This window comes from Oleiagrimonas soli (assembly GCF_000761445.1).
GTDB classification, from domain to species: Bacteria; Pseudomonadota; Gammaproteobacteria; order Xanthomonadales; family Rhodanobacteraceae; genus Oleiagrimonas; species Oleiagrimonas soli.
Genome location: NZ_KN196470.1, coordinates 360,547 through 382,338, shown reverse-complemented (window position 1 = coordinate 382,338; position 21,792 = coordinate 360,547). Strand labels below are relative to the sequence as shown.

Annotated in this window: 18 protein-coding genes and 1 pseudogene; 6 read left to right on the top strand and 13 right to left on the bottom strand. The window is 67.4% G+C overall.

All coding sequences use genetic code 11. The features are described 5' to 3' along the window. Positions 1-16 precede the first annotated feature (16 nt). Positions 17-433 carry a hypothetical protein gene (locus LF63_RS01605; RefSeq protein ID WP_052395142.1) on the bottom strand — a complete coding sequence of 139 codons (417 nt, stop codon included), beginning with the start codon at positions 431-433 and terminating at the stop codon, positions 17-19. A gap of 172 nt (positions 434-605) precedes the next feature. Between LF63_RS01605 and LF63_RS01600 the strand changes: the two genes are divergently transcribed. Beyond that, positions 606-1,337 carry a 2OG-Fe dioxygenase family protein gene (locus LF63_RS01600; RefSeq protein WP_043099172.1) on the top strand — a complete coding sequence of 244 codons (732 nt, stop codon included), beginning with the start codon at positions 606-608 and terminating at the stop codon, positions 1,335-1,337. 64 nt (positions 1,338-1,401) lie between these two features. On the opposite strand, the gene LF63_RS01595 is transcribed toward LF63_RS01600, so the two are convergent. The 5 genes from LF63_RS01595 to LF63_RS01575 all read right to left on the bottom strand — a co-directional run bounded on the left by LF63_RS01595 (position 1,402) and on the right by LF63_RS01575 (position 7,882). Further along, entirely contained in the window at positions 1,402-1,986 is a 585-nt protein-coding gene (locus LF63_RS01595) for an OmpH/Skp family outer membrane protein (RefSeq protein ID WP_043099170.1), read from the bottom strand. A gap of 1,079 nt (positions 1,987-3,065) precedes the next feature. Continuing rightward, positions 3,066-5,384, bottom strand: a complete 2,319-nt coding sequence (gspD, locus tag LF63_RS01590; protein WP_184655055.1) for a type II secretion system secretin GspD — start codon at positions 5,382-5,384, stop codon at positions 3,066-3,068. Positions 5,385-5,389: 5 nt separating this feature from the next. Then, positions 5,390-6,139, bottom strand: coding sequence for a hypothetical protein (locus LF63_RS01585; protein ID WP_043099169.1), 750 nt, complete (start codon positions 6,137-6,139; stop codon positions 5,390-5,392). After that, positions 6,136-6,735, bottom strand: a complete 600-nt coding sequence (gspM, locus tag LF63_RS01580; protein WP_043099166.1) for a type II secretion system protein GspM — start codon at positions 6,733-6,735, stop codon at positions 6,136-6,138. Before gspM ends, LF63_RS01585 begins: the two co-directional genes overlap by 4 nt. Then, entirely contained in the window at positions 6,716-7,882 is a 1,167-nt protein-coding gene (locus LF63_RS01575) for a PilN domain-containing protein (RefSeq protein WP_235205252.1), read from the bottom strand. Before LF63_RS01575 ends, gspM begins: the two co-directional genes overlap by 20 nt. A gap of 351 nt (positions 7,883-8,233) precedes the next feature. Here LF63_RS01575 and LF63_RS01570 point away from each other — a divergent pair, with 351 nt between their 5' ends. Beyond that, positions 8,234-9,130 (top strand): DUF2167 domain-containing protein, encoded by an 897-nt coding sequence (locus LF63_RS01570; protein WP_152569208.1) that lies wholly within the window; start codon positions 8,234-8,236, stop codon positions 9,128-9,130. Positions 9,131-9,225: 95 nt separating this feature from the next. Continuing rightward, positions 9,226-9,939, top strand: coding sequence for an SIMPL domain-containing protein (locus tag LF63_RS01565; protein ID WP_043099165.1), 714 nt, complete (start codon positions 9,226-9,228; stop codon positions 9,937-9,939). A 228-nt stretch (positions 9,940-10,167) separates the two neighbouring features. On the opposite strand, the pseudogene LF63_RS16190 reads toward LF63_RS01565, so the two are convergent. Continuing rightward, positions 10,168-11,224: pseudogene (locus LF63_RS16190) on the bottom strand (ATP-dependent helicase C-terminal domain-containing protein); the annotation flags it as partial. 1 nt (position 11,225) lies between these two features. After that, positions 11,226-12,606 (bottom strand): ATP-dependent helicase HrpB (hrpB, locus tag LF63_RS16185; protein ID WP_235205251.1); only part of this gene is annotated, 1,381 nt, incomplete at its 3' end. Between the two features lie 131 nt (positions 12,607-12,737). Between hrpB and LF63_RS01555 the strand changes: the two genes are divergently transcribed. Continuing rightward, positions 12,738-13,535, top strand: coding sequence for a TatD family hydrolase (locus tag LF63_RS01555; protein ID WP_043099161.1), 798 nt, complete (start codon positions 12,738-12,740; stop codon positions 13,533-13,535). Between the two features lie 18 nt (positions 13,536-13,553). Here LF63_RS01555 and LF63_RS01550 read toward each other — a convergent pair whose 3' ends face one another. From LF63_RS01550 to LF63_RS01530, 5 genes are all read right to left on the bottom strand, one after another. Beyond that, positions 13,554-14,303 carry a class I SAM-dependent methyltransferase gene (locus LF63_RS01550; protein ID WP_043099160.1) on the bottom strand — a complete coding sequence of 250 codons (750 nt, stop codon included), beginning with the start codon at positions 14,301-14,303 and terminating at the stop codon, positions 13,554-13,556. After that, a complete protein-coding gene (locus LF63_RS01545) occupies positions 14,300-14,881 on the bottom strand; it encodes a pseudouridine synthase (protein ID WP_052394539.1) in 582 nt (193 codons plus the stop codon). The genes LF63_RS01550 and LF63_RS01545 overlap by 4 nt, the downstream gene beginning before the upstream one ends. Positions 14,882-14,909: 28 nt before the next feature. Further along, entirely contained in the window at positions 14,910-15,743 is an 834-nt protein-coding gene (locus LF63_RS01540) for a class I SAM-dependent methyltransferase (protein ID WP_052395139.1), read from the bottom strand. A gap of 227 nt (positions 15,744-15,970) precedes the next feature. Then, the gene (locus LF63_RS01535; RefSeq protein WP_043099159.1) at positions 15,971-16,636 is read right to left on the bottom strand and encodes an NYN domain-containing protein; all 666 of its coding nucleotides are present in this window, start codon (positions 16,634-16,636) and stop codon (positions 15,971-15,973) included. A gap of 125 nt (positions 16,637-16,761) precedes the next feature. After that, positions 16,762-17,181 carry an SRPBCC family protein gene (locus tag LF63_RS01530; RefSeq protein WP_052394537.1) on the bottom strand — a complete coding sequence of 140 codons (420 nt, stop codon included), beginning with the start codon at positions 17,179-17,181 and terminating at the stop codon, positions 16,762-16,764. 330 nt (positions 17,182-17,511) lie between these two features. On the opposite strand from LF63_RS01530, the gene LF63_RS01525 reads away from it, so the two are divergent. Together LF63_RS01525 and LF63_RS01520 are read left to right on the top strand one after the other, a co-directional pair. After that, a complete protein-coding gene (locus LF63_RS01525) occupies positions 17,512-19,449 on the top strand; it encodes a sigma-54-dependent Fis family transcriptional regulator (protein WP_043099156.1) in 1,938 nt (645 codons plus the stop codon). A 191-nt stretch (positions 19,450-19,640) separates the two neighbouring features. Then, entirely contained in the window at positions 19,641-21,785 is a 2,145-nt protein-coding gene (locus tag LF63_RS01520; protein WP_043099155.1) for a TonB-dependent receptor family protein, read from the top strand. The last annotated feature ends 7 nt before the right edge of the window (positions 21,786-21,792 follow it).

Sequence of the window (21,792 nt, the reverse complement as noted above, 5' to 3'; positions counted from 1 at the left end):
GCACACCCGGGGTCGGTCAATTGCCGTTCTGGCCGCCCTGATTTCCCTGCGTGCCCATCTGCCGCATCCTGCCGCCGCCCTGACCTTGTCCTTGCCCCTGGCCCTGCCCCTGCATGCCGCGACGCATCGGCTGCTGCATGGGCATGTCCGGCAAGGTCATGCCGCGCTGACGCGCCCGCTCCTGCATGGCCTTGTGATGCTCGGCGCGAATGCGCTCACGCTCGGCCTGGGTCTTCGCCGTCATCATGCGCTGCCGGTAGGACGCGCGCTCGGCCGGCGTCATCAGTTGGCTTCCGTAGATACGATTTTGCGTGTTCTGCTGCATCTGCGTGCGGTTCTGCGTCGGAACCTGCCCGCGTTTTTGCGCCTGTGGCTGCGCGACGACCAGCGGCGCGACCGCCAGCAGAAGGGTGAAAAGAACGGTACGTTTCATGGCTAGATTCTCCTGTTCGTCATCGAACACGACTCCGTGCCCACCGGGCACCGGACTGGCAGCATGCGCGCCGCGGCCGCGCGAGATATTGACCAGCATCAATTCGCGCGACGAGAGGCCTCGATAGATTCAGCCAGCGTCGCGCCCACCTGCGAACGGTTACCATTCGGACATGCAGACACCCCATCCTTCCCAGGAAGCGCCCAGCCTCGCCTCGCTCGCCGAGCACGGCTATGCCTTCGTGCAGGGGCCGGCGCTGAACGCCCTGCTCACGCACACCGGCGATCTGAGCGATTGGGACGCCTTCGCCGACAGTTGGAACCGGCTGCAGCTGGATACCTTCATGGCCGACCAGGGCCGCTACCGGCGGCGGCGGCACGCGGTGTTCCGCATCGACCGCGAGCACGGCATCCAGGCACAGGCTCCCCAGCCGCACTTCCAGAGCCTGGAATACAACCGCCTGAACGGCGGGATCGAACGTTGGTACCCACCGGTGGAACCGGCCATCGCGTCGGGCCCGACCCTGACCACGGTGCTGAAATACGCCTGGTCGCTGTTCGGCACGCTGGCCCCTTCGGTTTCGGCCTGGCACGTGGAAATCCACCAGTTCCGCATCGAGGCGCATCCGGACTGGGCCGGGCGGCCGACGCCCGAAGGCGTGCATCGCGACGGCGTGGACTACGTGCTGGTGCTGCTGGTCGAGCGCTGCAACATCGACAGCGGCACGACCACCATCCACGCGCCGGACGGCACCGAACTGGGCAGCTTCACGCTGGCCCGGCCGCTGGATGCGGCCCTGGTTGACGACGCCCGCGTGTTCCACGGCGTGACGCCCGTGACACCGCACGACCCCAGCCACGAAGCGCACCGCGATGTGCTGGTGGTGACCTTCCGGCGCACCTGAAAAGACAACGCCCCGGCCACAAAGTGGCCGGGGCGTTGTCAGGTAACGCGTTACAGCGGTTGGCTTACTTGCCGTTCTGCTTCGGCAGCGGAGCCAGGCTGAAGCTGATGGTGCTCATCTTGGCGTCCAGCGCCTTGACGACGTCGTCGGTCAGGTCGTTGGCTTCGTTGCCACCGAGCACCGAATCGCGGTCCAGCAGCACGCCGCAATCCTGGCGCTTGTAGATACCGGACAGCAGCGGTCCGATCTCATTGCCGATGCGGCTCATGGCCTGAGCGCGGGTAATGCGCAGGCGCTGATCGTATTCCTGCGCTTCCTGCTGCACCTGGGCCATGCGCTGCTGCAACTGCTTCTGCTTCTCTTCGCGCTGCTGCGGCTGCATGCTCTGCGCCTGCTGCTGGAACTGCTGGATATCGCTCTGCAGCGGATCACGCGCCTTCTTCACGGCGGCACCCGCCTGCTGCGCCAGTTGCTGCATACGCTCGCTGGCCGCCTGGCCAACCTTCGACTGCGCCAGCACCTGGTCACGCGAAAGCATGCAGACGCCAGCCACCTTGCCGCCGAGCGAAGTCTGCGCCTGGGCCGGAAGCGCCGGCAGCGCGAACAGACCGGCCAGCGCAGCGGCGATCACGACACGATGTGAAAACATGGTTGTACCTCTTTGTGTTGAATCCACCCGGCATGCTTGCCGAGCACCTTTAATCAATAAGCTTGCCAGCATACAAGAATCTGAGCCGACAGTCCCTGCCATCTCATGAAGCCGGTTCACTTCGCGTTGGGGAGCACAAACTTTTGTTTAGACAAAGTGATGCGGAGGTAAGTTCACCCCTATGCCAACGCCCTAGCACCAGACCTGGGCCACCGAACCCGCCGATACAATGAATTTCACGTTATAGCTCTGTACCTAAGAACAAGTATGATCACCTTCACAACAAAGTCCCGACCTAGATTCAGGTCGGGACTTTGTTACATTACATTATCAGCGTGCAATTGAAAACAAGTAACAATTAATATGCACTTACTGAATCCTTCGAATGGTATATCTCGTTCTGTACGTGGGCTGCCCCACGCCGCCAACTCCAGCGCTACCGCAAATGCGAGCAGTATCAAGCGACGTGCTCACAAGGGCCCAACCAGCGGGGCGTGTTGCATCACAAATTGTCATCTGGGACCCAACGGATTTATCGAAATAAGAAGAAAAAACCATAAGCTCTCCACTTTGCCCCACACCGTAACACGATGAATCATAGTGCCCACTTGTCCATAAATATCCCGCCGGAGCACCAGAGGGATAGCACGCAGTCAACTGGTAGAGTGGCTTGTATGTATCGCCCGAACCGTTCACCGCATTGTATTTAGTGGATGCGCTAGCGCATGCAATAAATGACAGACCCAAGAGCATGCTCACAGAGACTTGCGCAACAATTTTGCCACCTTTATTAAATTTCGAAAAAGCCATCACTACTACTCCTTCCTTGTGTGTTTACAGGCCTGCTCATGCCCTGAGCCATTGCCGCGCCTTTTTAGGATTCACAACATCGCCCCAGACCATCCAGTGGCAGGCACTTTGCAAACTACCCACCCACAACCAAGCATTACGTGAATTCTCTCACAGAAACGAATTTGCACCCCCGCCCCGCACAACACTTCACAAACATTTATCTACTTGTGCACAAAATATGAACAATCGGCCTCCAAAATGATAATTTAAGGCAAATTCAGAACGAATTAATTTTTCGATTTCGAACCTTCATCCGTAACACCATTTTTTCTCTTCTCCTCTTTGAGCGCACGTATTGGAGCGAGGGACTCAAACTGACTCTGATATTCCTGAGTGATGCTACGCGCATCATCAGAGCTCGCAATCACTTTCGGAGTAATGAGCACAATTAACTCTGTTCTTTTGCGTTGCCTTGTAGTCGTCCCGAATAAACGACCAATGATAGGTATTCGGCTCAACCCTGGAACACCTGTGTCCGAACTTCCCTCGTCCTGTTGTATCAAACCACCCAACAACACCGTCTGCCCACTCTGAACTGCAATCTGTGTATTTAATTCTCGCTTATCAATTGGGAAATTTCCGAATTTATCAGCCACTCCGGGCTTGCTGACCACCTGATCCAGCGTCAGGTACACCAGTCCGCCCGGATTGACGCGCGGACGCACCTGCAGGATCACGCCGGTGTCCTTGTAGCTGACCTGGCCCACACTGGACAGGTCGTTGTTGGACGCGACGCCAATGCCGCCGGTGAAATAGGTCTGATTGACCGGCACCTGCGTGCCAACCTGGATCTTCGCCTCCTGGTTGTTCATCACCACCAGCGAGGGCGCCGACAGCACCTTGGTGTTGCCGCTGGTCTCCATCGCATGCACCGCGGCCTGCAGGTTGCTGTTGACGAAGGAGTAGAAGAAGTTGTCGGTGCCCGGCACGTAGCTCGCGCCGCCGCCGCCCAGCGCCCACTGCTGCTGGTTGCCCGGCTGGCCCGGCACGACGTTGCCGTTGCTGTCGACCGAGTTGTTGATGAGGCCTTCCAGGTACCACTGCACGCCGAAGCTGAACTCGCCGGTGAGCTGCACCTCGAGAATGCGGGTTTCGATCTGCACCTGCAGCGGCACGATGTCGAGGCGCTGGATGGCGCCCTCGATCTCGGCCCACTGCGACGGACGACAGCGCACCAGCAGCTGGTTGTTGGCGTCCACGGCGGTGATACCGATGCCGCCCTTGTCGGCCTGGCTCAGCGTGCCGGCGGTCGCCTGCGCCTGCTGCCGCGCCGGCAGGCCGGAGGCGGACATTCCGGAGCCGCCGCCGTTGCTGCTGTCACTCAGTCCCGAACTGTTGCCGAGGCCGCTGGACGAGCTGTCCATGCTTCCGCGGCCGGACGAGGACAGTCCCGACTTGCCGTCCGAACCGCCGGTGCCGGCGAACCCGCCGATGGTGCCGCTGCTCAGACCCGGGCCGACCGACCCGCCGGTGTCGGACCCCGAATTTCCGGACGTGCCGTTGTAGATCTGGTTGAGGTAGTCGGCCAGGTAGGTGGCCTGCACGTTCTTGACGTCATAGACGTACAGCTGCGGCTGGTTGCCGCCGCCGCGATCGATGCGGTCGATCCAGTCGCGCACCTCGCTCAGATAAGCCGGCTGCGGCGTGATCACGACAATCGAATTGGTGCGCTCGATCGGGATGAAACGCAGCATGCCCGCCAGCGGCGAATCGCTCTTGGGTCCGAACAACTTGTCCAGCTGCGGCATCAGCTGCGCGACGTTGGCGCGCTGCAGCCCGAACACGCCCACTGACATGCCCTTGAGCCAGTCGACGTCGAAGGTGCGGATGGTGCGCTGGTAGTTGGCCAGCTCCTGCGGCGTGCCGCCCATGACCAGCAGGTTGCGCGCCGGATCGACCAACAGGAAGGCCTTGTCCCGCGCGAACGGCTTGAGCAGCTTCTGCATCTGCTCGGCGCCGATGTAGTGCAGCGGGAACAGGCGCGCCTGCATGCCGCCGCTGGGCGCCACCGCGCCCAGGCTCGGCGAGACGTTGCCGGCAACCGCATCCTTGGCCGGCAGCACCAGGTAGCTGCCGTTCTTCTCGACCAGGGCATTGTCGGTCCACGACAGCAGCGTCTCCAGGATCGGCAGGGCCTGATCGCGGCCGACCGGCTGCGAGGTGGAGAACGTGATGCTGCCCTTCACGCCCGGCGCGATCGCGTAGTTGCGCTTGAGCAGGTCGCCGAGCACCGCCTTGACCACGGCCTGGATCGGCTGGTTCTCGAAATTGAACACCACCTTGCCTTCGGCTTCCTTGGCCTTGCCGTTCGCGCCCGGCAGATTGCGCACGAACACGCCGGTGCCCTTGGCGATCTCGCTGTTGGGCGGCGCGACCGGCGGATTCTCGCCGCGCAGCGGCCGCGTGGGTGGCGGCGGGGGCGGCTGATCGACGCCAGCCATGGCCTCCCGTTGCAGCGAGGCGTTGTCGCTGGGCTGCGGCAGCGTGCTGCAACCGGCAAGCAATGCCGTCAATGCGAGCAGAAGTAGGGCGGTCGGCTTGTGCATGATGTTCATTGTCCCTGGTTCTGTTGCGCCTGCATCTGGCGGCGCCGTGCTTCGATGCGTGCCTTCAGCGCCTGGATGCGCCGCTCTTTTTCGCGCTGGCCGGCTTCGTCCCGCGCCGCCTGCTGGGCTTGCTGGCCTTTCGGCGAACGCTGGAATTCCAGCGCGCGTCCATGCGGCCCGGTGCGCGGTGGCGGCTGATCCGGCTTCTGCGGGTTCACCTCGCTCGCCTCCGCCTTGCCGCCGTCGCCCGGATCGCCCGGACCGGCATTGGCATCGATGGTCGCGGCCACTTTCAGTTTCAGCTCGGTGCGCTGACCGTTGCCGGTGAACACCGCGCTGCGCGCCGACAGCTTGGACAGTGTCCAGCTGCTGTCGGCGATGGTAGCGCCCTCGCGCACCTGCACATCCTTGCCCGAACGGTCGTGCATCAGCGCCATGCGCAGGTCCGGCGTGAGGATGATGCCGGTCAGCTGCAGATCGCCCAGCGTCACGTTGCCGGTGCCGCTGTCGCTTTCCGGCGCCGGTTTGCGGTCGGTGGTGAACAGCGGCTTCTGCCAGGTGGTCGCGTAGCTCTGCAACGGCGGCGCGGCACGGCGCGCCGCCGCCGCCGTCGGCGGCAACTTCGCGGCCGGGCCGTGCGCTTGCCAGTGCACCTGACGGCCGAGACCCATCGCCAGCGCCGCTAGCAGGCCGGCGCCGAGCGCACAGAGCACGCCGAAAACCGGCGTCAGACGACGTTGATCGGCAGCGTTCACGACTTGCCTCCCGCCGCGGGCGGCTGGCGCAGATAGCCGCTCAGGCTGAACTGCACCTGCAAGGGCTGCATGCTGCCGTCGGGACTGCGTATCGGACTGCGGTAGGCGCTGAAGTTGTCGATGAACAGATACGGCGTGCCCTGTTCGAGGTCGTACAGCACACCCGCCAGTGCATGCATGCCGCAGCGCAGGCTGATGTTGACGGTGACCTTGCGGTAGGGACCGTCGCCGGGGTCGCTCTGCACCGGCATCTTCTGCGTCACCGAGCAGGGCCCCTGCCCGGTATGCGCCGCTGCCACTTCGACGGCGTGTTGCATCAGGTTGGCCGAGGCCGTGCTGGGATCGCTGTCGGCCAGCAGCGCGCTGCTGGCGGCCTGGCCCTGCTGCAGTTTGGCCAGACGCTTCTGCAGATCGGCGCGCTCGGCAATGATGGCGGCGTAGCGGTGTTCGTCGTCGCGCAGCTGCTGCATCTGATCGGCCATGCCCAGCTGCGGCGCGACGAACCACCAGTGCACCAGCAGCAGGTACCCCAGGCCCAGCGCCAATAGCGCCAGCAGGATGGCCAGCACACGGCTCTCAGCGGGCTTGAGTCGCATCGCCGCCCCCCTTGTTCTTGGCGTCCGCGTCGGCGGTCTTCAGGTGCGCGGTCAGGAAGAAACGCTCCTTGTGCGTGCGCGGATCGGTCTGGATCACGCCCTGGAACCCCGGCTCGGACAGGTACGGCGACTTCTTCAGCAAATCGACCAGACGCGCCGCCTGCGGACTCTGGCCCTGCATGCCGACGCTGCCGTCGTCGCCGATGTTGAAGCGCTCCAGCCAGGTGTCCATCGGCAAGCGCGTGCTGACGTCGTCGAGCACCGCCAGCACGGTCGGCGACTGCGCGCGCTGACGTGCCAGAAATCCGGCCGCGCCGGCGCTGGCAACCAGGCGTTGCCGCAGTTTCATCACGCTGCGGGCCTCGTCGTGCATGGTGTCGACATGCGCCTGCATGGCGTCGATCACGGCGCGGCGGTTGTGCAGCCACTGTCCCATCGCCAGCACCAGGAGCAGGAGGAACAAGGCGCCCAGCGCCAGATTCAGCCGCTGGCGCGGATTCACGCGGCGACGGCGCTGCTCGGGTGGCAGCAGATTGGCGCCGAGACGCTGGTCGCCGTCCAGCGCGTCGACGGCGTCCACCTCGATGCCGGCCTCGCGCAGACGCTCCAGCAGCGGCTCCAGGCGCTGGCGCGGCGTCGCCACCAGTTCGACTTCGAGCGCATCGCCCGACTTCGGCGGCGTCGATTCCAACGGATCGAAATACACCTGATCGGCCGCGAACGGCGTCTGCCGATCCATCTCGTAGGCGACGACCTGACGCAGATTCGCGGTCGCCGCGGCGGGCAGCTTCAGGCGGCGGCGCAGCACCGCGCCAGCCGGCAGGCACAACGCCAGATGCAGATCCTGCGGGTCGATGTCGACGCAGGCTTCGCGCAGCGCGGCCTGTTGTTGCGCAGGCGAGAGGCTGGCATCGATGTACGCGAGCGCGTCGGCGCGACCCGGCGCACACACGCGCCAGCGTTCACCGTCCGGCAGCAACATGCGCCACTGCGCGCCGCGCATGAGGGCGGCGCGCCAGCGCACCGGCAGACAGGCGCGAAGCTCCGCGCCCCACCAGTGCAGGAATCCGGGCAGCGGCGAGCCGCGCCAGGCACGGCGCACTTGCTCGAGCTGCGGACGCATGGACTGCGTCAGAGAAGTCATCATCCCTCCCGGATCGTCGTTGCGCGCACGGCCCCCTCCATGCGCGGATGTCCCCACGTGCCAACCGTCAAACGCGGCCTGCGCGGCACATGAACCCGGAACAATACTATGAGTGCGCGGTGTTTTGCTTGCACCGCCGCCTGCATCGCATCCGGACCTTCATGCCTCCGACCGCGCCGGCGGAGGGGAAGTTCAGCCGCCAGGCGTCGCCTCAACCGCAACGTGAAGCCCTTCGCACCCTGGGCGCGGCGCAGGACGCGGATCGGGCATGACACCCCGCGCGTGAATCTGGTAGAACGTTCGGCATAGGCGGTGCAGGGGGCGCCGCCCGTGAGGGATCACCGGGGAATCACCATGATGTTTCGTCGCATCGCCATCATCGCGATGGCTTGCCTGTCGCTCTCCGCATGGCTGCCGGCGCAGGCCGCCAATCCGCCGCTCAGCGCCGATCAGGCCCGCACGCTGCTGCATTCGCTGCATTTCCGCCAGGGTCACATCGACGTACCCGGCGCACACGCTTCGCTGGAACTGACGCCGGCCTTCAGCTACCTCGACGCCGCCGACGCGCGCAAAGTGCTGGAGCAACTTTGGCGCAACCCGCCCGATACCGGCGTGCTGGGCATGATCGTGCCGGGCAACGACGCCCGCAGCCTGGTCGCCGACGACGGCTATGCCGTGGTCATCACCTATGCCGACGACGGCTACGTGTCGGACAAAGACGCGGCCGACATCGACTACGGCGCACTGCTACAGAACATGCAGAAGGCGACGCGCGACGCCAACGACGAACGCCGCAAACAGGGCTATCGCACCATGCAACTGGTCGGCTGGGCCGAGTCGCCGCATTACGATCGCAGCCAGCACAAGCTCTACTGGGCGAAAGACCTGCGCGTGGAAGGCATTTCCAGCGACGCCCTGAACTACGACATCCGCGCGCTGGGCCGGCACGGCTATCTCAGCCTCAATGCCGTGGCCGGCATGGGCCAGCTCGCCAGCGTCAAGGCGGGCATGCAGGAGATTCTGCCGATGGTCGAATTCGACCAGGGCGCGCGTTACGCGGACTTCGACGCCAGCACCGACCGCGTCGCCGCCTACGGCATCAGCGCGCTGATCGCCGGCACCTTGGCGGCGAAGGCAGGACTGTTCGCGAAACTCTTCGCCATGCTGCTGGCGGCGAAGAAACTGGTGCTGGCGGGCGTCGCGGCCGCGGCAGCCTTCCTTCGCAAGCTGTTCAAGCGCAAGCCGGCCTAAACCCGCGCGGGATAGGAAAAGGTCATCTTCTAGCGCTAGCATGGTTTGCACGGGCGACCCCGGTCGCCGTCGCATCCGCTCGGAGGGCATTCGCCATGAAACGCATCCTCGCCGCTGCTCTTGTCGCCGTGGGCCTGATCGCGGGCGGCTGGTTCGTCGGCCACGGCTTCGAGGCCGGTCGCCTGCACCGCGCCGTGACCGTGAAGGGACTGGCCGAACGCGACGTCAAGGCCGACCTGGCGCTGTGGCCAATCCGCTTCGTCGAGGCCGGCAACGACCTCAAGGCGGTGCAGACCGCCATCCAGCGCGACGACGCCAGCGTCGACGCCTTCCTCAAGAAACACGGTCTCCCCGCGGACGCCATCGACTTCCGCCAGCTCGAAGTCACCGACCGCGCCGCGCAAGCCTACGGCACCGGCAACTATCCCAACCGCTTCATCATCACCCGCACGGTGATGGTGCGCACGCCGGACGTCGACACCGTGGCCAAGGCCTCGCAGGCCACCGGCGAACTGGTCGACGCCGGCGTGGTGCTCAGCGACCAGAACGGCAGCAGCGCGCCGAGCTACCTGTTCAACGGCCTCAACCAGCTCAAGCCGGCGATGATCGCCGAGGCCACGCGCAACGCGCGCGCCGCGGCCGAACAGTTCGCGCACGACTCCGGCAGCCATCTGGGCGGCATCGTGCAAGCCAACCAGGGCGTGTTCCAGATCCTGCCGCGCGACAAGGCGCCGATGCTGCAGGAAGAACGACAAGTGCAGAAGACCGTGCGCGTGGTCGCCACGCTGCGCTACGCGCTGCGCGACTGAGACGACTCGTCGCCGCGCCGTCATCGTCGCGGACGGCATGGCGCTCGCATGACCGACGCCCGGCGGACGTCGCTTGCAGGATCATGCGCCACGCCAGCCACGCGCGGCATCCGATCTTCGATCTGAGCGGATCGACAGCGCCCGGCGAGCACGCATATTGCGCTGCGCTCCCCATGCATCGAACCGGCCTGCGCGCAAACGAGGCGACCGGTCCGCATCCGCAGTGCCTCAGCGATCGGCGTGCCCGCGGGTGCGGTGCGTGGGCGTGGCCGACCACGGATCGTCCGGCCACGGATGCTTGGGATAGCGCCCCTTCAGTTCCTTCCTGACCTCGGGATAGGTGCGCTCCCAGAAACCGGCCAAATCCTGCGTGACCTGCATCGGACGCCCCGCCGGCGACAGCAAGTGCAGCGTCACCGGCACGCGCCCGCCGGCCACGCGCGGGGTGTCGGCCAGTCCGAACAGTTCCTGCAGTTTCACCGCCAGCACCGGGCCGGGATCGGCGGCGTAGTCGAGCTTGTGAGTGCGACCGCTGGGCACGGTCAGCGCTTCGGGCGCCTGCGCGTCGAGTTGCTGACGCTGACCGTAGTCGAACATCGCCGCCAGCGCCTGCGACAGCTCGGCCGCCGACAGCGCGTCCAGCTTGCGCTTGCCCGCCAGGTACGGCGCCAGCCAGGCCTCCAGCGTCGCCAGCAGCGCGGTCTCGGACAGGTCGGGCAGGCCCAGTTCCGGCACCCATGCGCGCAGCGCCTCGGCGCGTGCACGCAAGCGTCGCGCCGCATCGCTCCACGGCAACGCGTCCAGCCCGCGTTCGCGCACCCGCGCCAGCAGCGCCGGCACGGCATCTTCGGGCTGCACCGGCACGCTGCGACGACGCAGCACCAGCGCGTCGAAGCGGCGTTCCTCGAACGCTTCCACGGCCTCGCGCTCGGCATTCCAGTACACCGCGCGTCGCTGCTCGAAGCGCTCGCCGTAATCGCGTTCCAGCAACGCCGGATCGAACGGCGCGGCGGCGAAGATCAGGCTGTCGCGCTGCTCCAGCCGCAGGTCCAGCACTACCAGCCACGGCTCGCCGAGCAAGGCCGTGTCCTCGTGCAGACGCGCGCCGCGGCCGTTGCTGAGCTGGTAGCGCAGCGGCTGCCCTTCGACCTGCATGGCAATGCGATCGGGGAAGGCATGCGCCAACAGGTCGCCCATGGCATGACTGTGCGGCGTGCCGCTGGCCGCCGCGCGTGCGCCGATGCGCTGCCGCCAGCCACGTGCCGCGCGTTCGATGGCCGCCAGCNCGACGCGCACGCGAAAGTCGTCGTTGCGCGCGTTCGCGCCGCGCAGCGGCGAGCGCGCATCGAGCAGCGCCAGCAGGTCCGCCATCAGACCATGCTGGGCATCCTCCGCCCGCACCACGGCGGCGGCCAGACGCGGAGTCGCGCCCAGCGCATGCATACGCCGGCCGAGCGTGGTGATGCGGTCCGCGTCGTCCAGCGCGCCGAGACGCCGCAGCAGATCGCGCGCCTGCGCCAGCGCGCCGAGCGGCGGCGGGTCCAGCCACGGCAACGCATCGTTGCCCCAGGCCGCCAACTCCAACGCCAGGCCGGACAGCTCGGCCTGCGCGATCTCGGCCGATCGCTCGGCATCCAGCCGCTGACTCTGCGGCCACAGACGATAAGCCACACCCGGCGCCACACGACCGGCGCGACCGGCGCGCTGGTCGGCCGAATCGCGCGCAATGGTCACGGTGCGCAGCCGCGTGAAACCAGAATTCGGATCGAACTGCGGCACGCGCGCCAGCCCGCTGTCGACCACCGCGCGAATGCCCGGCAGAGTGACGCTGGATTCGGCCACGTTGGTCGCCAGGATCACGCGGCGACGCGCGTCGTCGGCCGGCGCCAGCGCGGCCTGCTGATCGGCCAGCGCCAGTTCGCCGTGCAACGGCAGGATCTCGACGTCGCCGTCCAGCTGTTCGTTCAACAGGCGCATCGCCTGCGCGATCTCGCGCTGTCCGGGCAGAAACGCCAGCACGTCGCCTTCGGTGTCGGCCAGCGCCAAACGTACCGTGCGCGCGAGATGCTGCTCGGGCGATTCCTGCGCACGCGCCGGCGGGTGCTCGATGCGCACCGGGAAACTGCGACCGGGACTGGCGATGCGCGGCGCGTCCAGCCATTGCGCGATGCGCTCGCCGTCCAGCGTCGCCGACATCACCAGCAGACGCAGGTCGGGACGCAATCCGGCCTGCACGTCCAACGCCAGCGCCGCGCCAAGATCGCCGGTCAGATGCCGCTCATGGAATTCGTCGAACACGATCGCGCCGACGTCTTCCAGCGACGGATCGTCCTGGATGCGCCGCGTCAGCAAACCCTCGGTGACCACTTCGATGCGCGTGGCGGCGCTCAGCCGCGACTCGAAACGGATGGCGTAGCCCACGCGCTGCCCGACCGGCTCGCCGAAGCGGCCGGCCATGAAGGTCGCCGCTGCGCGCACCGCGATGCGACGCGGTTCCAGCAGCAGGATGCGCTTGCCGTCCAGCCACGGCGCATCCAGCAGCGCCGGCGGCACCTGCGTGGTCTTGCCCGCGCCAGGCGGAGCCTCCAGCACCAGCCGCGTGTGCGTTTCCAGCGCGGCGAGGATCTCGGGAAGCAGCGGGGTGATCGGGAAGTCGGGCGTGCTCATGCTGGGCAAAGCGTACCGGCTTCCGACGCGGCGCGGTGCGCTCGATGCCGCGGCGGCCAAAGCACGTGCCTTCGCATCGGCCCGCCGGGCTGCGACAATGCCGGTTTGTCCCGCACTCAAAGCCCGTTCGCATGGAACTGATCGACATCGGCGCCAACCTGACCCACGAATCCTTCGCGCACGACTTCGACGCCGTGCTCGCGCGCGCCCGCGCGCACGACGTGACGCAGATCATGGTGACCGGCGCCAGCCGCGAAGGCAGCGAGCAGGCACTGGCGCTGGCGCGCGCGCATCCGGGTCGGTTGTTCGCCACCGCCGGCGTGCATCCGCATCACGCCATCGACTACGACACCGACACCGACGCGCAGCTGCGCCGCCTCGCCGAGGAACCCGAGGTGAAGGCCGTCGGCGAAACCGGCCTGGACTACCACCGCAACTACTCGCCGCGCGGCGTGCAGCTGGAGGTGTTCGAGAAGCAGCTGGCCATTGCCGCCGAGCGCCGCATGCCGGTGTTCCTGCACCAGCGCGACGCGCATGCCGACTTCCTGGCCCTGCTCAAGACGTTCCGCGACGCGCTGCCGGCGGCCGTCGTGCACTGCTTCACCGATACCCGCGAAGCGCTGTTCGACTACCTCGACCTGGACTGCCACATCGGCATCACCGGCTGGCTGTGCGACGAACGCCGCGGCCTGCACCTGCGCGAGTTCGTGCGCGAGATTCCCGCCGGCCGCTTGATGATCGAGACCGACGCGCCCTACCTGCTGCCACGCACGGTGCGCCCGAAACCGGACCACCGCCGCAACGAGCCGATGTACCTGAAGCACATCTGCGAGGAACTGGCGCGCGACCGCGGCGAAACCCTGGAAACCGCCGCCGCCCACACCACCGCCACCGCGCGGGCATTCTTCGGACTGGACGCAACCGACTGACGCTTCGGCGCGTGTCGCTCAGGCCGGACGGCGTCCGGCCAGCACGTGGAAGTCCCAGCGCACCGCACGCGTGGCGTCGGCATCGCCCCAAGCCTGTCGCAACTCGGTTTCGATGGTCGCTACGGCGTCCTCGCCGGTCGCCTTGCGGTAGCGCTGGCTGCCGGACCACGAGCGCAGGTAGGCCAGGAACTGGTCCGCTGTCCATGTCATCTGCATCGCGAAGGGCGGCGCCTGTACCGGTTCCAGCGGCATCGGGATGTCCGCATAGCCGCTTTCGACCAGCCGGCGCTCGGGCGGCCAGTAGGGTGCGGTGAGATCGGCGTAGACGCGATTCTTCAGCACGTCGATGACGGGCGTGACGTGGCAGTCGGCGTAGGTCCAGGCGGCGAACAGACCGCCCGGCTTCAGCACCCGGCGCACTTCGGCGAAGAAGCGCGCGAAGTCGAACCAGTGCAGCGCCTGCCCGACCGTGACCAAGTCCGCCGAGGCATCGCCCAGACTGCACTGCTCGGCCGGCTCGACGCGGTAATCGATGCGCGCATGCGGCGCGGCCTGCGCGACCTGTTCCGCGCTCGGGTCGGTCGCCGTCACCCGCGCGAAGCGCTCGGCCAGCGCCACGGCTACCTGGCCGTTGCCGCAGCCCGCGTCCCACGCCTGCGCGGTGTCTGGCGCCTGTTCGGCCAGCCAGTCGAACAGCGCCGACGGATACACCGGACGCGCCTGCCGATACAGCGCGGCGTGGCCGGAAAAATGGTCCTTGAAGTTCATCGTCGAAATCCTCCGTCCGCGCGCAGGGCCGCCGCCGCATCGCCCGGCACTTCGGTCCAGTCGCCCGGCGCCAGATCGCCCAGCTCGACCGCGCCGACGCGGATGCGCACCAGACGCAGCGTCGGCAGGCCGACGGCGGCGGTCATGCGTCGCACCTGGCGGTTGCGGCCCTCGCGAATCGTCAATTCGAGCCAGGCCGTGGGAATGTGCTTGCGGAAACGCACCGGCGGATCGCGCGGCCACAGCCAGCCCGGCGCGGCCGCGTGCAGTTCGACCTCAGCCGGACGCGTCATGCCGTCCTTCAGAGGCACGCCGCGCTGCAACTGCTGCAGCGCCTGCGCGCTCGGCACGCCCTCGACCTGCACCAGATAGGTCTTGGGCAGCTTGTGCTTCGGGTCGGTGAGGCGATGCGCCAGCGGGCCTTCGTCGGTCAGCAGCAGCAGGCCCTCGCTGTCGCGGTCCAGCCGTCCGGCCGCATAGACGCCCTTCTGCCGCACGTAGTCGGCGAGCGTGGGGCGTCCCTCGCGGTCGGTGAACTGGCACAGCACGCCGTAGGGCTTGTTGAGCGCGATCAGCATCGATGCAGGGCGCGGGCGCCGCGCCGCGTCACGGCGCCGAGGCGGCCCCGGCCGGCAGCACCGGCTTGACGAAGCGCAGCGTCATGCGGTCGGACTCGCCGATGGCCTGATACTTGGCCTTGTCGACGTCGCCCAGCGCCAGCGTCGGTGGCAGCGTCCACACGCCCTTGGGATAGTCCTTGGTGTCCTTCGGGTTGGCGTTGACGTCGCTCTTGGCGTCCAGCGTGAAACCGGCTTCGGTGGCCATCTTGATGACCGCGTCCTGCGGCAGGTAGCCGCTGCCCTTGACCGCCGCCAGCGTGGCATCGGGCGCGGCGCGATGATCGACCAGGCCCAGCGTGCCGCCCGGCTTGAGCACCGCGTAGAACGCCTTGAACATGGCCTGGGCCGTGCCCGCCTGCACCCAGTTGTGGGCGTTGCGGAAGGTCAGCACCATGTCGGCCGAGTCCGGCGCGCCCAGGTTCGGCGCTTGCGGATCGAACTGGATCACGCGCGCCTTGCCGTAGACCTTCGGCATCGACGCGAACAGTTTCTGCAGGGTGGCGTCGTCCTGCCTGGCCTCGTCGCTGGACGCTGGCGTGAATTCGGCCGCGATGTACTGCCCGTTCTGGCGCAGCAGCGGCGCCAGGATACGCGCGTACCAACCGCCGCCCGGGGTGATCTCGATCACCGTCATGTCCGGCCGGATGCCGAAGAACTGCAGTGTCTGCAGCGGATGACGGTAGGTATCGCGCGCCTTGTCGGCGTCCGGCCGCCAGGCGCCGGCCAGCGCGGCCTCGATGCGCTGCGCGGACATCTGGCTGGCCGTCATCGGCGGCACCACCTGATCCGGCTGGTCGTCGGCCATCGGCGCGGCGGACATCGGCACCGGCGTCACGCTGGATGCCGTCGCGGACGACGAGGCGTTCGCCGGCTGCTCGGTCGAATGTGTGGAGCCGCAGGCGGCAAGCAAGGCCGCCAGCGCGAAGACCCAGACTCTCTTCATGGACGTATCCCTCGACAACGTCGTTTCCACCCCGCCCCGTGGCGCAGAGTAGCACGCACCGGCGACGCCTCACGGGCACTCGCCGACGCGCTCATGACGTTTGCTCAGTAGGGTCGCGGGCAGACCGACTGCAGGCCGTCGACGTGCTCGTTGAGATCGGCGGCAATGCCCTGCCACATCGGATCGAGGATGAAGTCGATGCCCTCGCGACGCGCCAGCTTGGCGGCCGGAATGAAGTCGGCGTCGCCGGCCACCAGCACGATCTGGTCGACCTGGCGCTTGTACGCCATCGAGGCGATGTCGATGCCGATCTTCACGTCGACCTGGGTCTGGCGCATGTCCAGCTCGTAGTGATCGTCGCGCAGCTCGTTCCAGGACAGCGAACCCTCGCGCAGCGATTGCAACGTGGCGCGCTTGAGCTGCCACTCGCCGCCGCGATCGCTCAGGCGGCCCAGGCGCAGCGCCATCTTGCGCTGGCGACGCAGGTTGTCGTGCAGATCCCAGCGGAAATGCGCCATGCCGCTGTCGCCGAAGTCGATCTCGCTGCCGCTGACCGGACGCTGGAACACCTTGTCCAGCGGCTCGCAGTCGTAGAAGAAGATGCGGAACAGCGCATCCTTGGGCCGATCCAGCGCGCGGATGTGCTCGATGGCCATGGTGAAGGCGGTCTTGGCGACAACGCGCGGATCGTTGGCGTCGCGATCGTTGTAGACCTTGCGGAAACGGGCGAGGAAAAACGCCCCGTCGATGAGAACGGCGGTCGAAGGCATGGGTATGGCTTCCATAGTCGGGAATACGAGCGCGCCTTTGGCGCGCAGCGGTCGGCCATTACATCGACACGCCGCGCGGTCGTCAAGCCGCCGCCGTCACCATCCCACTTCGCGCCGCATGGCGTTCACGTCATGCCGATCACGCTTTCGAGCGCGCGCAGACCGGCGCCGTAGAGATGCTCCAGCACGACGTCCGCCTGCGCGCCGGCGTGGCCCACCGGCTCGAAACTCGACGTCCAGATCACCACGCAGTTTCGGCGATCCTCGCCCGGACGCACTTCCAGCGTGCTGTGGCAGTCCTGGATCGCGAACGGCCCGTCGACCAGCGCGTAGGCATAGCGACGCGCGCGGTCGTTGCGCGCTTCCAGTCGTTCCACCGCGTGGCCGCCGTCGTCGAAATGCAGCGTGCGGATGCGTCCCTCCCAGGACAGATCCAGGCTGCGCACCAGCGGGTGCCAACGGTGCAACCCGCCAAAGTCGCCGATCAGCGTCCACACGGTTTCGGCCGGGCAGGCCAGCCGTCGTTCGACGCGAACCTCGGTCATGATCTCCCTCCTGGGACCATCCTCGACCTTGCATGCCACTTGAGGACACGCAAGACCCGAGCCAACCACGCAGGCCGCGTCCGCGCGGGCCTGCAGCCGGACACGCTGCCGCCGGTGTTGCTTTTTTGACGCATCCGGCCGTGACACATCGTCTCAATTGCATGACTTGCGTCGCGAACCGGCGCTGTACAGGCGTACGAGCACGGTCTATGTTGCAGTGCAGTTTGTAAGCCGCCGCCGGGCGCGCGATGCTGGGCAGGTTTCCCCGTGTCGCCGCGCGGCGATCGCCGCCGTTCCCGGCGGCCGGGAGGAAGGCAGAGGGAAGAAGCCATGAGCAGCATCCCGTCCACGACCGCGACCTCGTCGCGCACGGCCAGTCTTCTGCGTGCCCGCATCGGCACGACGAAAGTGCTTCCCTACGTTGCCAAGTCCTGGGAGCGCTGCCTGCATCGCTACGGCATCGAACCGGACGCCGACCGCGACACCGCGGTGCTCGGCGCCGAATCGCTGCGCGAACGCCAGCAGCGCTTCGGCAGTCTGCTCGACGTGGCGCGCGCGGAGATGGAGAACCTGTACGAGCAGATCACCGGCTCCGGTTACGCGGTGATTCTCAGCGACGCCGACGCCGTCGTGCTCAGCGCCATCACCGATCCCAACGTGAAGCGCGAATTCCGTCAGGCCGGGCTGTGGCTGGGCGCGATCTGGAGCGAGGACCGCGAAGGCACCAACGGTCTGGGCACCTGCATCGCCGAGGGTGGGCCGGTGATGGTCTACCGCGACGAACACTTCCGCCGCTACAACGCGACCCTGGCCTGTTCCGGCGCGCCGATCCACGACGTCGACGGCAGCGTGCTCGCCGTGCTCGACGCCTCCTCGGCCCACGCTGTCGACGCACGGCCCGTGCAGCGCCACACGATGGCGCTGGTCAGCATGTCGGCCAACCTGATCGCACGCTGCCACTTCCTGGACAGCTTCAACGACGCCTGGGTGCTGCGCTTCCACAGCCGCGCCGAATTCGTCGGCCTGCTGCACGAAGCGCTGCTGGCCGTCGACGAGGAAGGCATCGTGGTGGCGGCCAACGAGAGCGCCATGGTGCAGTTGGGCATCAGTTCGCGCGCGCGGCTGGTGGGGCAGCCGGTGTCCTCGATCTTTCCGTTCGAGATCGAGACCCTGCGCCAGCGCGCCAGCGAAGCGCCCGGCACGCTGTGGCCGATCCGCGACATCGCCTACGGCCGCCGCTTCTTCGCCGTGGCGCGCGCGCCGGCCGGCCACGTGCCGCGCAGCGTCGCCGTGGCCGCGACCCCGTCGCAGCCGGACGCGCCGAGTCCGCCGCCGGCACGACGCCATGTCGGCAGCGACCCGCGCATGCAACGCAACCTCAACTGCGGCCGGCAGCTGTTCGGTCGTCGCGTGCCGCTGCTGCTGCAGGGCGCCACCGGCACCGGCAAGGAGGCCTTCGCCAAGGCCCTGCACCGCGCCAGCGCCTGGGCCGAACGCCCGTTCGTGGCGGTCAACTGCGCCGCCATTCCCGAATCGCTGATCGAGAGCGAACTGTTCGGCTACACCCGCGGCGCGTTCACCGACGCCGCCCGCGAGGGCCACGTCGGCAAGATTCGCCAGGCCAGCGGCGGCACGCTGTTCCTGGACGAGATCGGCGACATGCCGCTGGCGTTGCAGACGCGCCTGCTGCGCGTGCTGGAGGAACACGAGATCGTGCCGCTGGGCGGCAGCAAGGCCATTCCGGTCGACCTGCACGTCATCAGCGCGACCTACCACGACCTGCTGCACATGGTGCAAGACGGACGCTTCCGCGAAGACCTCTACTACCGCCTCAACGGCATCACGCTGCACCTACCGCCGCTGTCCGAACGCACCGACAAGCGCGAGCTGATCGACACCCTGCTGCGCGAGGAATGCGGCGACGAGGCCGTGCCCGACATCGATCCCGCGGCGATGGACCTGCTGCTCGGCTACGCCTGGCCCGGCAACATCCGCCAGCTGCGCAACACCCTGCGCACGGCGGCGGCGTTGTGCCAGGACCAGACCATCACCGCCGACCTGCTGCCGCCGGAAATCGTCGAAGGCGAGCATGCCGCGCAGGCGGCGCAGGAAACCGCCACGCCGCTGCGCGATGCCGAGCGCGACGCGCTGATCCGTGAACTCGAACGCATGCACTGGAACATCAGCCGCACCGCCGAGACGCTCGGCATCAGCCGCAATACGCTGTATCGCAAGATTCGCAAGCACGAGATCGTGCTGCCGGACTGATGCGGTGCGCCACGATTGGCGCACCGCATTCCCTGCGCGTGTACCGATTCCGCGACGCCTCCCCATCACGTCGCCGCTGGATGCATGCTGCACGCCGCATCCACGGGATGGCATGCTGCTTGCTGGTGTTTCAGGGACAGCGCCCACCTTCGCCGTGCACGCGCGCCCGACCGCAGACTAAGGACTAGCCCATGCATCGAGTGTTTCGTCTCCGCAGCCCCTGGTGGCTCGCCACCGTCGCCAGCCTCGCCGTCACGGCGCACGCGCAGGACGCGGGAACCACGAAACACGATCCGCAGCAGGCCCTCTCCCCCGTCGTGGTCACCGCGACGCGTCTGGCGCAGGACCCGTACGACGTGGCCGCCTCGACCGACGCCGTGAAGGCGATGCCGGACGATCAGCTCAACGTCAATCTCTCGCAATACCTGGACGCCATTCCCGGCGTGCTGGCGCGCGACCGGCAGAACTACGCCCAGGACGAGCAGATCTCGATACGCGGCTTCGGCGCGCGCGCGCCGTTCGGCATCCGCGGCGTGCGCCTGTACACCGACGGCATTCCGGCGACGATGCCCGACGGCCAGGGCCAGGTCTCACACTTCAATCTCGATTCGGCCGAGCGCGTCGAGGTGCTGCGCGGCCCGTTCTCGGCTCTGTACGGCAACGCCTCGGGCGGCGTGATCCAGCTGTTCACCGCCGACGGCACCTCGCCGCCGCAGGTGCGGCTGGGTCTGGCCGGCGGCAGCGACGGCACGCTGCGCGCCGAGGCCAACGCGCGCGGCGTGCAGGGGCCGTTCGACTACAACGTCGACTTCACCCACTTCCAGACCGACGGCTACCGCGACCACAGCCGCGCCAAGCGCGAATCCGGCAACGCCAAGCTCAACTGGCAACTGGACCCGAACCGCAAGCTGACCCTGGTGGTGAACACGCTGAACCTGCCCGAGGCGCAGGACCCGCAAGGCCTGACGCCCCAGCAGTACGCCGAGGACCCGCGCCAGGCCGCCACGCCCGCCGAGCCGTACAACACGCGCAAGAGCGTCTCGCAGCAGCAGGGCGGCCTGATCTACGACGACCAGATCGACGACGCCAACGCGCTGCGCGTGATGGGCTACTACGGCCAGCGCAGCGTGCTGCAGTACCTGTCGATTCCGCCGTTCGCGCAGGCCTCGCCGCTGAGTTCGGGCGCCGTGGTCGATCTGGGCAACACCTACGGCGGCGCGGACGTGCGCTGGACCTGGGAAGGCCAGCTCGCCGGCCGACCGTTCCAGCTCGCCGCCGGCCTGACCTACGACAACCAGCGTCAGCGCCGGCGCGGCTACAACAATTTCGTCGGCACCACGCTGGGCGTGCGCGGCGCACTGCGGCGCGACGAGGAAGACCGCGTCTACGACCTGGACCAGTACGCCCAGGCCACCTGGACGGTGAGCGACGCCTGGACTCTGATGGCCGGCGTGCGCCACAACCGCGTCGACTTCGATTCCCGCGACCACTACATCACCGCGACCAATCCCGACGACAGCGGCCGCGTGCGCTACACCGCGACCACGCCGGTCGCCGGCGTGATGTTCCGCGCCTCGCCGAAGGTCCACTTCTACGCCGACTACGGCAAGGGCTTCGAGACCCCGACCTTCTCCGAGCTGGCCTACCGCAGCGACGGCGTCAGCGGCCTGAACCTGGGCCTGCGCCCAGCCACCACGCACAGTGCCGAAGCCGGCGTGAAGCTGCGTCCGAGCGCCACCGTGCGCGCCGACATCGCAGTGTTCCGCGCCGACAGCAAGCACGAGCTGGCGGTCGACACCAACGTCGGCGGCCGCAGCACCTACCAGAACATCGACCGCGCCCGCCGCCAGGGCCTGGAGGCTTCGCTGCAGGCCCGACCACTGCCCTGGCTGACCTTCACCGGCGCTTACACCTATCTCGACGCCACCTACCGCTCGGCGTTCCTGACCTGCGTCTCGGCGGGCTGCGCCGTGCCCGACACCCTGGTCGCCGCCGGCGCGCGCATCCCCGGCGTGCCGCGCTCGGACCTGTACCTCGGCGTGCGCATGGGGCGCGACACCGGCTGGCAGTTCCAGGCCAGCGCCAGCCACCTCGACAAGGTGCCGGTGGACGACCTCAACACCACCTACGCGCCGGCCTACACGCTGTTCAATCTCGGTGCCGGCTACGTGTTGCAGGAAAGTCACTGGCGCACGCACCTGTTCGCGCGCATCGACAACGCCTTCGATCGCACCTACGTCGGCTCGGTGCGCGTCAACGACGGCAACGGCCGCTATTTCGAGCCCGGCCCGGGGCGCACCTGGCTGCTCGGCGTGGACTTGCGCTGGGAACCCTGAGCGCGGC